The sequence below is a fragment of the Arthrobacter sp. Hor0625 genome (genome assembly GCF_052567525.1).
Genome location: NZ_CP199586.1, coordinates 955,058 through 968,841, shown reverse-complemented (window position 1 = coordinate 968,841; position 13,784 = coordinate 955,058). Strand labels below are relative to the sequence as shown.

Below are 13,784 nucleotides of genomic sequence, written 5' to 3'. Positions count from 1 at the left end.
GTCGTTACAGGGCTTCGGGTCTTTGCAGCAGCTCGTCAATCCGTGCCAGGAAGCGGGCGCCGCGCAAGCCGTCGCTGACCCGGTGGTCGGCGGAGAGCGTGGCGACGACGGCGGGCCGGACGCCCAGCATGCCGTTCTCCGCCCAGGGCTGTTCCTGCACGCGGCCGAAGCCGACCATCGCCACCTGCGGCGGGTAAATCACCCCGAAGACACTGTCCACGCCCAGGTCGCCGAGGTTCGTCACCGTCAGGGTGGGGTCCGCCATCTCCGCGCGCTGCAGCCGTCCCGCCCGCGCCCGGCCGACCAGGTCGCGCAGCTGCTCCATCAGCTCATCAACGGACAGTGTCTGGGCGTCGTGGAGCGCGGGGGCGACCAGCCCGCCCCGGCGCAGAGCCACGGCGACGCCGAGGTGGACCGTGGTGCTGGGCCGGTGCGCGCCGTCCTCATAGAATCCGTTGATTTCGGGGACATCCATGGCTGCAAGGGCCGTGGCCTTGAGCAGGAGCGCCGACGGGACCAGCCGGGCCGCCACCGGCCGCTGGGCGTTGACCGACTGCATCCAGCCGACGGCGGCGCGCAGATCCAGGGTGGTGCTGAGGTAGTAGTGCGGGATGGTCTTTTTCGAACGGGACATCAGCGTCCCGATGGCGCGGCGCAGGCTGGCGACGCGGCCGGCGGCTTCCGGCGGCGTCCCGGCCGGAGCCTCCGCGGGCGAGGGGGAGGGTGCAGCCGCCTCGGCAGGAAGCGGGACCGGAGCAGGGCCGGCCGCTTCCCGCGGGCCGCCCGCCGGGGGAGCGGCTTCCGCCTGCCGGGCTGCGGCCCGCTGCACATCCGTCACGGTCACCGCGCCCTCCGGCCCGGTGCCGGAGAGTGCGGAAAGTTCGATGCCGAGTTCGGCGGCCAGCCGCCTGGCCCGCGGAGCTGAGCGCACCCGTGCCGCCGGCCGCGCGGCGGCGGCATGCTCCACGTCGGCGCGGGTCACCGCGCCGCCCCGCCCGGTGCCGTGGATCCGGCCGGGGTCGACCCCGAGGCGGTGCGCAAGGTGCCGGACCGGCGGCGCGATAGGGGGAGCCGCCGCAGGAGCCGCCGCCGGAGCCGCCGCAGGAGCCGCCGCCCAGGCTTCCTCCCCAGGAGCCCCGGCGCGGCTTTCCGCGGCCGCCGCCGGGGCTTCCGTGACCGGAGCCGCGGCCTCACCTCTCGCCGCCGACGCGGTGCCCTTCTGCGGGGTCGGTTCTCCCGCCGGGGTCTCCACCTCGGCCGGGGTTGCGGTGATCCGGGCCAGCGGCGTCCCCACCGGCACCGTCTCGCCGATGTCCACCAGCAGGTCCGCCACCACACCTTCCTGGAAGGATTCGACGTCCATGACTGTCTTGTCCGTGTCCACGACGGCCACCAGGTCTCCGCGGCGGACGTAGTCGCCAGGTTTGACCAGCCACTCCACGATCTTCCCGTGTTCCATGTCCGCGCCCAGGGAGGGCATCAGGAAATCACCCACCCGTTCCGACCGCCTCCCGGGCCGCCTCGACCACCCTGGCGACTGAGGGGAGCGCGGCCAGTTCGAGGTGCTTGGAGTACGGGATCGGCACCTCGGCGCTGCAGACCCGGCCCACCGGCGCGTCCAGGTCGAAGAACAGCCGTTCGCTGATCCGGGCGCTGATTTCGGCGGAGATGCTGCCGCTGCGCCACCCCTCGTCGACCACCACGGCACGGTGCGTCCTTGCCACCGACGCGAGGATGGTCGCGTCGTCGAGCGGCCGCAGGCTGCGCAGGTCCAGCACCTCGGCGTCGATGCCCTCGCCGGTGAGCTGTTCGGCGGCCTCGAGGGTGAGCGGGAGCGTCCCGCCGTAGGTGATCAGCGTGACGTCCCTGCCGGGCCGGCGGATGGCGGCGCTGGTGATGTCCACCGCGCCGGCATCCTCGGCCAGCTCGCCCGGGACGTTGTAGAGCGAGCCGTGCTCGAAGATCAGCACCGGGTCCGGGTCTTGGAGAGCCGTCCACAGCATCCCGCGTGCATCCTCGAGGGTGGCGGGGGTCAGGATCCGCAGCCCCGGGATATGGGCGTACCAGCCCTCCAGGCTGTGCGAGTGCTGGGCGCCGAGCTGCCGGCCGGCTCCGGTGGTCATCCGGACCACAAGTGGCACGTGGAACTGGCCGCCGGACATATGCAGCAGGGATGCGGCGTTGTTCACGAGCTGGTCCAGGGCCAGCAGGCTGAAGTTCACGGTCATGATTTCCACGATCGGGCGCATCCCGCCGAGCGCGGCGCCGATCCCGGCGCCCACGAACCCGGACTCGGACAGCGGAGTGTCCCTGATGCGTTCCGGCCCGAACTCTTCCAGCAGGCCCAGGCTGACGGCAAACGAACCGCCGTAGGCGCCCACGTCCTCGCCCATCAGGAAGACCCGCTCGTCACGCTGAAGCGCGTCGCGGATCCCTGCCCGCAACGCCTCCCGGTAGCTGGACTTCATGGCCGGGACCCGCCGTCGTGCGAGCCCGGCTCGCTGTAGACGAACCGCGTCAGGTCAGCGAGCGGCTCGGGCGTGCCGGCTTCCGCGAAATCGACGCCGGCGGCGACCTCGGCGTCGGCGTCGGACTGCAGCCGGTGCCATTTGGCCTCCGGCAGCTGGCCGTCGGACTCCAGGGCCGTCCGCAGCAGGGTGATGGGGTCCCGCTCCAGCCAGCGCGCCACCTCTTCCTTTTCCCGGTAGCGCTCCGGGTCGAACATCGAATGGGCCCGGAAGCGGTAGGTACGCAGCTCCAGGAAGTGCGGTCCGCCGCCGGACCGGACCGCGTCCACCGCCCGGCGGGCAGCCTCCTCGACGGCCAGCACGTCCATCCCGTCCACGGCCCAGGCGGAGATTTCGTAGCCGGCGGCCTTCAGCGCGATGTCGGTCTGCGATTCGGACCGGCCCAGCGCGGTGCCCATCGCGTAGAGGTTGTTCTCGCAGCAGAACAGCACCGGCAGCTGCCACAGGGCGGCGAGGTTGAGGCTCTCGTGGAACTCGCCCTCGGCGACGGCGCCCTCGCCGAAGAAGCAGACGGTGACGCGGCTGCGGCCGGCCATTTTGTCCGCCAGCGCCATGCCGACGGCGAGCGGCAGGCCGCCGGCGACGATGGCGTTCCCGCCGAAGAAGCGCGTGGCGGCGTCGAAGAGGTGCATGGATCCGCCCCGGCCGCGGCAGCAGCCTTCCACGGCGCCGTACATTTCGGCCAGGATCGCCCCGGCGGATACGCCGCGGAGCAGCGCGTGGCCGTGCTCCCGGTAGGTGGCGACGACGGCGTCGTCCGGGCCGAGCGTCTCCAGCACCCCGGCGGCCACGGCCTCCTCGCCGATGTACACGTGCAGGAACCCGCGGATCTTGGCGGCGCTGTAGAGCTCGACGCATTTCTCCTCGAGCCGGCGCACGCGCAGCATCTGCAGCAGCAGGTGCCGTCCGTGCGCCGGGTCCAGCGGCCGCGGCGGCGGGGCCATCGGGCCGCTCATGCCGGCGCCTCCGGCCGGGCAGCCGTGCCCGACCCCTCCGTGTTCGGGGCGTTCAGGCCCGGCGCCCCGGGACCGGCCCCCGGGGCCGGCGGGGACTCGATGGTGGAGGTGTCGCCTTCCGGAAGGCCCAGTTCGCGGGCCTTCAGCAGCCGCCGCAGGATTTTCCCGCTCCGGGTCTTGGGCAGTGCCGTGGTGAAGTCCAGCAGCCGCGGCGCCACCGCGGGCCCCAGCCGTTTGCGGGCGAAGCCGATGATGTCCAGTTGCAGTTCCTCGGAGGGCTCCCAACCGGGGCGCAGTTCCACGAACGCCTTGACCACCTCGCCGGCCACCGGGTCCGGGACGCCGATCACCCCGGCTTCGGCCACTGCCTCGTGCTCCATCAGCGAGCTTTCGACCTCGAACGGGCCGATCAGGTGCCCCGAGGATTTGATGACGTCGTCGCCCCGGCCGACAAACCAGTAGTAGCCGTCGGCGTCGCGCTTGGCGAGGTCGCCGGTGAGGTACCAGCCCCCGGCGAAGCACTTGCGGTAGCGCTCCTCCTCGTGCAGGTACCCGCGGAACATCGAGGGCCAGCCCGGCCGCAGCGCCAGCTCGCCCATGGTGTCCGGGTCGGTGACCAGGACTGCCTGCCCGTCCCGGACCACCGGCTTATCCTGGTCGTCCCGGGCCACCAGGGCGGCGTCGATGCCGGGCAGCGGCCGGCCCATGGAACCGGGCCGGATCTCGGTGGCAGCGAAGTTGGAAATCATGATGCCGCCGGTCTCGGTCTGCCACCAGTTGTCGTGCACCGGCTGGCCGAAAGCCTCCCGGCCCCAGACCACCACCTCCGGGTTGAGTGGTTCGCCGACGCTGGCGACGAAGCGCAGCGCGGACAGGTCGTGGCCGGCGGCACGCTCCGCCCCGGCCTTCATCAGCATCCTCAGGGCGGTGGGCGCGGTGTACCAGACGCTGACGCGCTGTCCGGCGAGGATCCGGTACCAGCGGTCCGCGTCCATCTCCTCCTCGTCCACGATGCTGGTCACGCCGTGGCTGAGCGGGGCGAGCACGCCGTACGAGGTCCCGGTCACCCAGCCCGGGTCCGCCGTGCACCAGTAAATGTCCTCCGGATGCAGGTCCAGCGCGAAGGTGCCGGTTGCGTGGTGGGCCGTGATGGCGTCGTGCACGTGGATGGCGCCCTTGGGCGTCCCGGTGGTGCCGGAGGTGAAGTGCAGCAGCGCCATGTCCGAGGGCTGCGTCGCGGCGATCTCCGCATCCGGCGGCGCAGCGCGCAGGAGCGCCTCAAGGTCCAGGGTTCCAGGCTCCGGGTCGCCGTCGGCGTCGGTCAGCAGCACGTGCCGGAGCTCGGGGAGCGAACCGCGCAGCGGGGCGACTTTCCGCCGGTAGAGCGCCCGCGTGGTGACCAGCGCGTGGCCCGTTCCGAGCTGCAGCCGCTGCCGGACCGGCTCCGGCCCGAACGCCGAGAACAAGGGGCAGAAGACGCTCGCGTTCTTGAATGTCCCGAGCATCGCCAGGTACAGGGCGGGGCTGCGGCCCGCGAGCGAAAACACGCGCTCGCCGCGGCCGACCCCGAGGCCGTGCAGCACGGCGGCGAACCGGCTACTCTGCTCTGCCAGTTGTGCGTAGCTCAGCGCATGGGTGGTCCCGTCGGGCCGGATGAATCGCAACGCTTCGCGGCCGCCGTGGCCCGCGGCGACATGCCGGTCGGCGGCTTCGTACGCGATGTTCAGGCCCCGGCCGGACGGCAGGCCGGCGAGCCCGCGCCGGGCGTCCTCCCACGAAAAAGCGGCGCGTGCCGCCTCATAATCCACCAGGTTGGGCCGGACCCGGAAGCTGCCCGGATCCTTGCGGATGACCGGCCAGCGCGTGGAAGGTTCGGTTCCTGCCGTCATGGTTCCATCGGACGCCCGGCCCGCGCCGGCTGCCCAGTGCCGGAAGTCCCGTGCGGGAAGGGGCACGGCAGGGGTCGTCATGCTACGCGCGCTCGCGGCCGGCGGTCCGCCCAGCCACTAAACTGGGTCGCATGACTGCCACCCCCGCCTCAGCCGCTGACGCCCGCGCCCGCCTCCTGGAACTGATCAAGGAACTGGCCGTCGTGCGCGGCAAGGTCATCCTTTCCAGCGGCGCCGAAGCCGACTACTACATTGACCTGCGCCGCATCACGCTGCACCACGAGGCTTCGAAGCTGGTGGGGCAGGTCATGCTCTCCCTGATGGACGACGCCGGGATCGACTTTGAGTGCGCCGGAGGCCTCACGATGGGCGCGGACCCGGTAGGTACCGCCGTCATGCACGCCGCCGTCGACACCGGCCGCCCGGTTGATGCATTCGTCGTCCGCAAGGCGCAGAAGTCCTACGGCATGGGCCGGCAGGTCGAGGGCCCCTCGGTCGAGGGCCGCCGGGTCCTCGTCCTCGAAGACACCTCCACGACCGGCGGGTCCGCGCTGGCCGCCGTCGAGGGCGTCCGCAAGGCCGGCGGTAACGTGGTGGCCGTCGCCGTGATCGTGGACCGGGACACCGGTGCCAAGGAAAAGATTGAAGCCGAAGCCGGTGTTCCGTATCTGTTCGCCTTCGGCAAGGACGAACTCGGCCTGAGCTAGGCAGTTCACCGGGGGCGGAACCGTGTGGACGGTGCTTTTGGGGTGACTTATGATTTTTTTGACACCCCCAGCCGGTGTCCCCGCACCGGAGGAGAAAAGCGACATGCTCCCGCCCCAGGAAGACCCGGAATCCGCCAGTACCGTGGACCAGATCCAGAACCTCATCCTCGACAGCGCTGACTTCGAGGAGTTCCTCAACGAACTGGCTCGATTTTCGGCGCAGCAGCTGGCCGGCGACGGCGACGAGGTGCTGTGCGGGATCACCCTGCTGCGGGACCGCAAAGCGGCGACCATCGGCTGGAGCAGCGAGTCCGCCCGGAAAGTCGATGAGATCCAGTACCGCCTGGCCCAGGGGCCGTGCCTGACGGCGGCACTCGAGGAACGTGAAGTCTACGTTCCGGACCTGTTTGACGAGGACCGCTGGGGGCCCGACTACGCCGAGGCCGTGGCCGCCCATGGCTTGCGCTCGGTGTTCTCGCTGCCGTTCCACCTGCAGGGCGAAGCCCAGGCGGCCCTGAACCTCTACTCGACCGCACCGCACAAGTTCGACGGCGAGGTCGCGGCGCGGGCCCGGGACTTCACCCGGGAGATTTCCCAGGCGCTGCGCATGGCCGTGCGCTTCTCGCTGCACACGGACAGCGCCACGAACCTGCGCGCCACGTTGGAGTCCCGCACGGTGATCGACATGGCGATTGGCATCGTCATGGCGCAGAACCGCTGCAGCCAGGAAACGGCGGTGCGGATCCTCACGGACGCCTCAAGCCACGGCAACGTCAAGCTGCGCGACATCGCCACCTCGCTGGTGGAATCCGTCGGCGGCTCGGCCACCCGCACGCACTTCCAGGAGCCGGGGCGGCAGGCCACCGGCTGAGGCGGCGGCGACCGGGGTGGCTTGTGCCCACTCCGACGGGCAGTTAGGCTGAGAGCGGTTGAGCCGTCGGCCATGGATCCTTTCTAAGGAATATCTATGGAGCACTCTCTTAATGCCCAGGCCAAGCTCGATGTCGGTTCGGACGTAATCCGGATCGACGTCCGTGGCAGCCTCAGCCAACAAACCCGTCCCGCTCTCGTGCAGCTCATTCAGCGTGCCCGTCGCATGGGCATGACGTCCCACATCCGGGTCGATCTTGCCAACGCCGAATACATCGAATCGTCCGCCTTGGCGGGACTGCGCCATGACCTGAATTCGGTTGACCTCTCCGATCTGGATGTGCAGTTCCACGCGGCCAGCCGCGCAACGTTGCCAGCCGCGGCCGGGGTCTCGCTCGAATTGATGGCTTACGGGGACGATTTCGGGCGGGTTTTCGAACCAGTGGACCTCGCCGGTGATTTCACGGCTTCCATCGATGCCTCCGGAACCGGCCCGCTGACCCGCTATTCCGACGACGAATTGCTGGCCGCCAGCGACTGTGTCTTCGGCCGGCTGGATGACCCGCAGGGTGGCGCTAAGTCCGAACTGCTGGCCCGCTATGACGACATCAGCCTGGAACTGAGCCGGCGCCAACACAGCCGCGAGCCCGAGCCGGTCTAGGCCCCGCCTGCCCCGATTCTGTTGCACGCCTGCCGGTGACTACGGTAGAGATGTGCCGCGGAACTCGGAAGCGAACGACGGGCGCGGGCCGCGCGACGCCGAGGCCCGTGTGCTCCGGCACGCCGCCGAGTTGGAGCGGTTCTCGCGGCGGAACTTCCTCACTGGAACTATCGCCGCGTCCGCCCTGGCAGCAGACATGCTGTTCACCCGCCGTGTCCAGTCGGAACGGCGCGTCAACAAGATCCTGCCGGTCCCCGATGATGTCGCTGAACTCTACTTCCCCCGGGCCAGCTGGTTCCTCTTCCCGGGCTACAAGACCAGCTGGGAAGAGGCGCAATGGATCCTGAACTCGCTGCGCGGGGCGCTGACCAAACGCGGCCAGCTGGCCGCCGTCGGCTATTCGAACGTCGGCCTCGAAATCGACAAGATCGTGATCGCGGTGATCGAGCACATCCGCGCGCACCAGCTGGACACCATCTACTTCTACGGCCACAGCTTCGGCGGGATGGTGGCCGTGCAGGTCGCGGCGCGGCTGCTGGAACTGCACGGCGTCCAGGTGTCCTTTATCCTGCTCGACTCCAGCCCAGCCAGCCGCTACGACGTGCTGGACCAGAGCTGGTTCGAAGGCGTCGTGTTCCTCTACGAAAGCGGCTTCCGGTTCCCGACCGTGCTGCGCGGCGGCTACGAACTCGGCGAACGGGTGCTCAACAAACATGAACGCAGCTGGGGCCAGATCCTGGACCAGACCCTGGAGCAGCTCTCGCCGATCGCCCCCTCCAGCGTCCTGATCCAGACCGAGTCCGCCTACATCTACCACTTCGACCTGAACCGCTACGTCGGCAAGCTGGGCAGCGCCAAGATGGCGTTCATCGGCAATCCCAAGGACCGGACCGTGAGCTACGAAACCGCCCGGGATACCTGGCAGCTCCGGTTCGGCGCCAACATGGTCTCCGACTCGCTGCGGACCGACGGCGCCCGGCCGGCGCACGCCAGCCCGCAGTGGAACCCCTCGGTCTACCGGCCGCTGATCGAGCAGCTGCAGGACGAGTTCCTGGCGCTGCCCGGCGGCGGAGGGCGGAAAACCGCGTTCTGATCAGATCTGGTTTTTGAGGTCCGCGACGGAGTTCAGCACCTGGTTGGGCCGGAACGGGTACGCCGCGATGTCGTCTTTATGGGTGATGCCGCTGAGCACCAGCACGGTGTGCAGCCCGGCCTCCATGCCGGCAATGATGTCGGTGTCCATCCGGTCCCCGATCATGGCGGTCGTCTCCGAATGCGCGTCGATCTGGTTCATGGCGGAGCGGAACATCATCGGGTTCGGCTTGCCCACGATGTACGGTTCCCGGCCGGTCGCCTTGGTGATCAGGGCGGCGATCGCGCCCGTGGCGGGCATCGGCCCCTCCTTGGACGGGCCGGTGGCATCCGGGTTGGTGGCGATGAAGCGGGCGCCGCCCAGGATCAGCCGGATGGCCATGGTGATGGCCTCGAAGGAGTAGGTGCGGGTTTCGCCGAGGACCACGAAATCAGGGTCCTGGTCGGTGAGGATGAAACCGGCCTCGTGCAGCGCCGTCGTCAGCCCCGCCTCACCGATGGTGTAGGCGCGGTTGCCCGAGGCGGAACCGCGCACCTGGTCCTTGAGGAACTGCGCCGTGGCCAGCGCCGAGGTCCAGATGTTCTCCTCCGGGATCTCCAGCCCGGAGCTTTTCAGCCGGGCGGCCAGGTCCCGGGGCGTGAAGATGGAGTTGTTCGTCAGGACGAGGAACCGCTTGGAGGTATCCACCCAGCGCTGGATCAGTTCGGAGGCGCCGGGGATGGGCTGGTTTTCGTGGACCAGGACGCCGTCCATGTCCGTCAGCCAGCACTCAATCTCCTGGCCGCTGCGGTACACCGAAGCGGCTGAGCGCACATCGTCCGCGTCCGAACGGTCCGCTGTCCCGTGCTCTTCGTGCTGGTCCGCCATGGTGCCCTCCGCCGATAGTGTTCCGCTTCCGGTCCCAGTCTAATGTTGATGCGTGACTGAACCCGAGACTCCCCGCGAAGCCGCATCCGAGCAGTCGGCAGCCCCCGACGGCGGGGCGGAGCCGAAGGCGGAGGTCGGCGTCGGCCCCTGGCAGGGTGACTGGCCGGAGGGCGACCACTGGGACGAGGACCTGCTCGCCGACGGCGACCGCCGCAACGTGCTGGACAAGTACCGGTACTGGAAGCACGAGGCGATCGTGGCCGAGCTGGACTCCCGGCGCCACAACTTCCACATCGCCATTGAGAACTGGCAGCACGACATGAACATCGGGACGGTGGTGCGCACCGCCAACGCCTTCCTGGCCAAGGAAGTGCACATCATCGGACGACGCCGCTGGAACCGGCGCGGGGCGATGGTCACCGACCGCTACCAGCACGTCCGGCACCACGCCACAGTGGAGGAGTTCGCCGCCTGGGCGCGGGCTGAGGGCCTGGCCGTCATCGGAATCGACATCTTCCCCGACTCCGTTCCGCTGGAGACCTACGACCTGCCGAGGGACTGCGTGCTGGTCTTCGGCCAGGAGGGCCCGGGCCTGAGCCCGGAGGTCCACGCCGCCGCCGTCGCGACCCTCTCGATCGAACAGTTCGGCTCCACCCGCTCGATCAACGCCGCGTCCGCCGCAGCGATCGCGATGCACGCCTGGATCCGCCGGCACGTCTTCAACCAGCTGCCGGGGTAGCAGCCGCGCCTGGCGCGCGAGATGACAGTTCGCGGCAGTGTTCGCCGCCGGCACTGCCGTGAACTGTCATCTCGGCGCGGACGGCATGGGCTCGCTGTGGATAACCCGACCAGCGGTCGAGCGGAGCGGCCACAATGGGCCCATGCACAGGGCGCCGCTCCCTCCCCACCTGGCCGCAGGCTCCTTCTCCCTCCGGGCCGCGGACAAAGCCGGCCTCACCCGCACCCGCACCGCGGCCAAGGACCTGGTGACGGTGTCGCGCGGCATCCGGGTGCCGCTGGCGTCGGCGGCGGTCGGTGCGGCAGCCCTGCGCGCCTACACCGACCTCGACGACACGTCCGTCCTGGCCCTGGGATCCGCGGGCCGGATCTGGAACGTTCCGTTCACTGGCCGCCACGGCGCGGACTGGCGGATCCACCTGGCCCGCCGCCGGGGAGCCAGCCCGCCGCGCCGCGCCAACGTGGTGGGCCACCTGCTGACGCTGCTCCCGGGTGAAGTCGTGGAGTACGACGGCGTCCGGCTCACTTCGCCCGCCCGGACCTTCCTGGACCTGGCGTCGGTGCTTTCGCTGGACGAACTCGTGGCGGCCGGGGATTCCTTGGTTTGCGCGCATGGTCCGGAGTTCCCGGTGCCGCGCCAACCGCTGTGCACGATTGCGGATCTTCGCGCCGTCGTCGCAAACCACCCCGGTGCAAGGGGTGTGCGCGCCGCGAGGGCGGCGTTGGAGCTGATCCGGGTGGGCGCCGACTCGCAGCCCGAAACCGTGATGCGGCTGGCCCTGGTCCGGGCCGGCCTGCCCGAGCCGGAACTGAACTATGTGCTGTGGGGAGTGCACGGCGCACCGGTGCTGTGGCCGGACGCGGCGTATGTCCGGCGGCGAATCTCGGTCCAGTACGACGGCGCAGGCCACGGCGGTCCCGAACAGTACCTTAGGGATATCCGCCGGGAAGCCGTGACGCGTGAGTACGGCTGGCTTGAGGTCCGGGTGTCCAAAGACGAGGTGACCGGGGAGCGTCCCGCCGTCGTGTGCAAGGTCCGGGCCGCACTTGAGAGCCGCGGCTGACGCGCGAGATGACAGATCGCGGCAGTGTTCGCTGCCGGCACTGCCGTTATCTGTCATCTCGGCGGGACGACTGTTACAGGCCCTGCGTGACCGGAAACACTGCCGCCGCAGAGGAATGGCTAGGATGGTGCGTAGCCGACGAGGTTCACTCCAGGGTCAACCCAGCCCGCAGACGAAATTCACCTAAGGAGTCAGCATGCCCATTGCAACCCCCGAGATTTACTCCGAGATGATCGACCGCGCGAAGACGGGCGGCTTCGCATTCCCCGCCGTCAACGTCACCTCTTCCCAGACCCTGAACGCCGCCCTGCGCGGCTTCGCCGAGGCTGAGTCCGACGGCATCGTCCAGGTCTCCACCGGAGGTGCCGCGTACTGGTCCGGCGCCTCCACCAAGGACATGGTGGCCGGCTCCCTGGGCTTCGCCGCGTTCGCCCGCGAGGTCGCCAAGAACTACGGCGTCAACATCGCCCTGCACACCGACCACTGCCCCAAAGACAAGCTGGACGGCTTCGTCCTGCCGCTGCTGGCCGCCTCCGAGGCCGAGGTCAAGGCCGGCCGCAACCCGCTCTTCAACTCCCACATGTGGGACGGCTCGGCCGAGACGCTGCAGGAGAACCTGCGCATCGCCCGCGACCTGCTGGCCCGCACCGCGGCCGCCAAGATGATCCTCGAGGTCGAGATCGGCACCGTCGGCGGTGAGGAAGACGGCGTCGAGAACGCCATCAACGACAAGCTCTACACCACGGTCGAGGACGCCCTGGCCACCATTGACGCCCTCGGCTCCGGCGAGAACGGCCGCTACATCACGGCACTGACCTTCGGCAACGTGCACGGCGTCTACAAGCCCGGCGGGGTCAAGCTGCGCCCGGAGATCCTCAAGGACATCCAGGAGCAGGTCGGCGCCAAGATCGGCAAGACCAGCCCGTTCGACCTGGTCTTCCACGGCGGCTCCGGCTCCTCCGAGCAGGAAATCGCGGACGCGGTGTCCTTCGGCGTGATCAAGATGAACATCGACACCGACACCCAGTACGCCTACACCCGCCCGGTCGCGGACCACATGTTCCGCAACTACGACGGCGTCCTGAAGGTCGACGGCGAGGTCGGCAACAAGAAGATGTACGACCCGCGCGTCTGGGGCGCCTCGGCCGAAGCCGGCCTGGCCGCCCGCGTCGTGGAAGCTGCCCAGCAGCTCGGCTCCACCGGCAAGACGTTTTAGCATGTCGGACGAGTTCCGCAAGAACCTGCTGGGCCCCGAACCCACGCTCCTGCCCGCCGAGACCGAGGTCACCGCGGGCCTGGACGCCGGCCACGAGGCGCTGGACCTGGTGGAAAAGCACCCGACGTCCTCGCTGCTCTGGGCCGTGCTGGCCGAAGAAGCGTGGAAGGAAGGCCGGACCATCGATTCCTACGCCTACGCCCGGGTGGGCTACCACCGCGGACTGGACGCGCTGCGCCGCAACGGCTGGCGCGGGGCCGGGCCGATCCCGTGGGAGCACGAGCCCAACCGCGGCTTCCTGCGCGCCCTCTACTCGCTCGGCCGCGCCTCGGCGGCGATCGGCGAGGCGGAGGAACCGGAACGGATCGCGAAGTTCTTGAACGAATCAGACCCCGCCGCCAAGGCAGCCATCGAAGCCTAGGGCCGGCAGGGGAACAGACGACGGCGGGCGCCCACCGAAAGGTGGACGCCCGCCGTCGTTTAAGGCCTTGGGGCCCGCGGCGTGATGGCCGGTCAGCTGGCCTTGGCCAGCCCCGTGCGCGCCATCGCGTCGGCGTAGGCTACGCGCATCTCTTCGAGGTACTGCTCCTGGCGGGCCGGGGTGCCGGCGAAGGCACGGCCGCTGGGCGAACGCACCTTGTACGTCTTCAACCCGCGGCGCCAGATCATCGGCACCTCGGTCTTGAGCAGCAGGTTGGCCAGCCGGTTGGCCTCGGTGCCGTGCGCCACGATAACGGAGGCCCGCGGCACCAGGGCGAGGAACTTCAGCAGCGGCTTCAGGCCCGCCGAGATCTGGTCCGGGGTGAACTTGCCGTTGGGCTCGCCGGCCACGTGCCACGGGTGGACGTTCCACGGCATGACGTATTCGGGGCGCAGGCCCAGCTTCCACTGGATGCCGAGCATGCGGGTCGCCGCTTCCTCGTCGCCGGCGGTGATGAACCCGGACGGGTCCGCGGTGCCGATGTTGGAGTACAGGCTGACAATCCTGCACTCGTCGATGTCGTGGGCGGGGTCCACGTAGGGGACGGTGGTGCCAGTCTTGGTGGCCTGCAGGGCGTCGCAGAGTTCGTTGACCGGGGCGACGTTCGCGTCATAACGCCGGCTCAGGAGTTGTTCGCGGAAATTTTCTGTGGCCAGGGCTGTCATGTCTTGCGGGGTCTCCTGCGGATTGGCAAAGCGCCAGACCGGCCGCGGG

14 protein-coding genes are annotated in these 13,784 nt (G+C 69.6%); 8 read left to right on the top strand and 6 right to left on the bottom strand.

The genetic code is table 11. The features are described from left to right. Nucleotides 1–4 precede the first annotated feature (4 nt). Genes ACTWLI_RS04295 through acsA form a run of 4 tightly spaced genes read right to left on the bottom strand, consistent with a single transcriptional unit; the run spans nucleotide 5 to nucleotide 5,373 of the window. A complete protein-coding gene (locus ACTWLI_RS04295) occupies nucleotides 5–1,495 on the bottom strand; it encodes a 2-oxo acid dehydrogenase subunit E2 (protein ID WP_445155443.1) in 1,491 nt (496 codons plus the stop codon). Next, entirely contained in the window at nucleotides 1,488–2,468 is a 981-nt protein-coding gene (locus ACTWLI_RS04290; protein WP_445155442.1) for an alpha-ketoacid dehydrogenase subunit beta, read from the bottom strand. Before ACTWLI_RS04290 ends, ACTWLI_RS04295 begins: the two co-directional genes overlap by 8 nt. Then, nucleotides 2,465–3,484, bottom strand: coding sequence for a pyruvate dehydrogenase (acetyl-transferring) E1 component subunit alpha (gene pdhA, locus ACTWLI_RS04285; protein WP_445155441.1), 1,020 nt, complete (start codon nucleotides 3,482–3,484; stop codon nucleotides 2,465–2,467). The genes ACTWLI_RS04290 and pdhA overlap by 4 nt, the downstream gene beginning before the upstream one ends. Beyond that, nucleotides 3,481–5,373 (bottom strand): acetate--CoA ligase, encoded by a 1,893-nt coding sequence (gene acsA, locus ACTWLI_RS04280; RefSeq protein ID WP_445155440.1) that lies wholly within the window; start codon nucleotides 5,371–5,373, stop codon nucleotides 3,481–3,483. The genes pdhA and acsA overlap by 4 nt, the downstream gene beginning before the upstream one ends. Before the next feature lie 131 nt (nucleotides 5,374–5,504). Here acsA and pyrE point away from each other — a divergent pair, with 131 nt between their 5' ends. From pyrE to ACTWLI_RS04260, 4 genes are all read left to right on the top strand, one after another. After that, on the top strand, nucleotides 5,505–6,080 hold the full coding sequence (gene pyrE, locus ACTWLI_RS04275; RefSeq protein ID WP_445155439.1) for an orotate phosphoribosyltransferase: 576 nt from the start codon (nucleotides 5,505–5,507) through the stop codon (nucleotides 6,078–6,080). Nucleotides 6,081–6,183: 103 nt separating this feature from the next. Further along, nucleotides 6,184–6,951 (top strand): GAF and ANTAR domain-containing protein, encoded by a 768-nt coding sequence (locus tag ACTWLI_RS04270; RefSeq protein ID WP_445155438.1) that lies wholly within the window; start codon nucleotides 6,184–6,186, stop codon nucleotides 6,949–6,951. Nucleotides 6,952–7,047: 96 nt separating this feature from the next. Next, nucleotides 7,048–7,611, top strand: coding sequence for a hypothetical protein (locus ACTWLI_RS04265; protein WP_445155437.1), 564 nt, complete (start codon nucleotides 7,048–7,050; stop codon nucleotides 7,609–7,611). 52 nt (nucleotides 7,612–7,663) lie between these two features. Next, nucleotides 7,664–8,704 (top strand): thioesterase domain-containing protein, encoded by a 1,041-nt coding sequence (locus ACTWLI_RS04260; RefSeq protein ID WP_445155436.1) that lies wholly within the window; start codon nucleotides 7,664–7,666, stop codon nucleotides 8,702–8,704. On the opposite strand, the gene ACTWLI_RS04255 is transcribed toward ACTWLI_RS04260, so the two are convergent. Beyond that, nucleotides 8,705–9,571 carry an HAD-IIA family hydrolase gene (locus ACTWLI_RS04255; protein ID WP_445155435.1) on the bottom strand — a complete coding sequence of 289 codons (867 nt, stop codon included), beginning with the start codon at nucleotides 9,569–9,571 and terminating at the stop codon, nucleotides 8,705–8,707. 52 nt (nucleotides 9,572–9,623) lie between these two features. Between ACTWLI_RS04255 and ACTWLI_RS04250 the strand changes: the two genes are divergently transcribed. The 4 genes from ACTWLI_RS04250 (at nucleotide 9,624) to ACTWLI_RS04235 (ending at nucleotide 13,010) form a co-directional block, all read left to right on the top strand. Beyond that, a complete protein-coding gene (locus tag ACTWLI_RS04250; protein WP_445155434.1) occupies nucleotides 9,624–10,310 on the top strand; it encodes a TrmH family RNA methyltransferase in 687 nt (228 codons plus the stop codon). Between the two features lie 142 nt (nucleotides 10,311–10,452). Continuing rightward, the gene (locus ACTWLI_RS04245; protein WP_445155433.1) at nucleotides 10,453–11,373 is read left to right on the top strand and encodes an endonuclease domain-containing protein; all 921 of its coding nucleotides are present in this window, start codon (nucleotides 10,453–10,455) and stop codon (nucleotides 11,371–11,373) included. 196 nt (nucleotides 11,374–11,569) lie between these two features. Next, nucleotides 11,570–12,589 carry a class II fructose-bisphosphate aldolase gene (fbaA, locus tag ACTWLI_RS04240; RefSeq protein WP_445155432.1) on the top strand — a complete coding sequence of 340 codons (1,020 nt, stop codon included), beginning with the start codon at nucleotides 11,570–11,572 and terminating at the stop codon, nucleotides 12,587–12,589. 1 nt (nucleotide 12,590) lies between these two features. Next, nucleotides 12,591–13,010, top strand: coding sequence for a DUF3151 domain-containing protein (locus ACTWLI_RS04235; protein ID WP_445155431.1), 420 nt, complete (start codon nucleotides 12,591–12,593; stop codon nucleotides 13,008–13,010). A 92-nt stretch (nucleotides 13,011–13,102) separates the two neighbouring features. Here the strand turns inward: ACTWLI_RS04235 and ACTWLI_RS04230 are convergent, their stop codons facing one another. Continuing rightward, a complete protein-coding gene (locus ACTWLI_RS04230) occupies nucleotides 13,103–13,735 on the bottom strand; it encodes a uracil-DNA glycosylase (RefSeq protein ID WP_445155430.1) in 633 nt (210 codons plus the stop codon). Nucleotides 13,736–13,784 lie beyond the last annotated feature (49 nt).

What these genes read in the sequence shown, in the direction of transcription:
- ACTWLI_RS04290 (WP_445155442.1), bottom strand. Translation starts at nt 2,468, where the DNA reads ATGAAGTCCAGCTACCGGGAGGCGTTGCGGGCAGGGATCCGCGACGCG.
- ACTWLI_RS04230 (WP_445155430.1), bottom strand. Translation starts at nt 13,735, where the DNA reads ATGACAGCCCTGGCCACAGAAAATTTCCGCGAACAACTCCTGAGCCGG.
- ACTWLI_RS04245 (WP_445155433.1), top strand. Translation starts at nt 10,453, where the DNA reads ATGCACAGGGCGCCGCTCCCTCCCCACCTGGCCGCAGGCTCCTTCTCC.
- pdhA (WP_445155441.1), bottom strand. Translation starts at nt 3,484, where the DNA reads ATGAGCGGCCCGATGGCCCCGCCGCCGCGGCCGCTGGACCCGGCGCAC.
- pyrE (WP_445155439.1), top strand. Translation starts at nt 5,505, where the DNA reads ATGACTGCCACCCCCGCCTCAGCCGCTGACGCCCGCGCCCGCCTCCTG.
- ACTWLI_RS04255 (WP_445155435.1), bottom strand. Translation starts at nt 9,571, where the DNA reads ATGGCGGACCAGCACGAAGAGCACGGGACAGCGGACCGTTCGGACGCG.
- ACTWLI_RS04235 (WP_445155431.1), top strand. Translation starts at nt 12,591, where the DNA reads ATGTCGGACGAGTTCCGCAAGAACCTGCTGGGCCCCGAACCCACGCTC.
- ACTWLI_RS04270 (WP_445155438.1), top strand. Translation starts at nt 6,184, where the DNA reads ATGCTCCCGCCCCAGGAAGACCCGGAATCCGCCAGTACCGTGGACCAG.
- fbaA (WP_445155432.1), top strand. Translation starts at nt 11,570, where the DNA reads ATGCCCATTGCAACCCCCGAGATTTACTCCGAGATGATCGACCGCGCG.
- acsA (WP_445155440.1), bottom strand. Translation starts at nt 5,373, where the DNA reads ATGACGGCAGGAACCGAACCTTCCACGCGCTGGCCGGTCATCCGCAAG.
- ACTWLI_RS04265 (WP_445155437.1), top strand. Translation starts at nt 7,048, where the DNA reads ATGGAGCACTCTCTTAATGCCCAGGCCAAGCTCGATGTCGGTTCGGAC.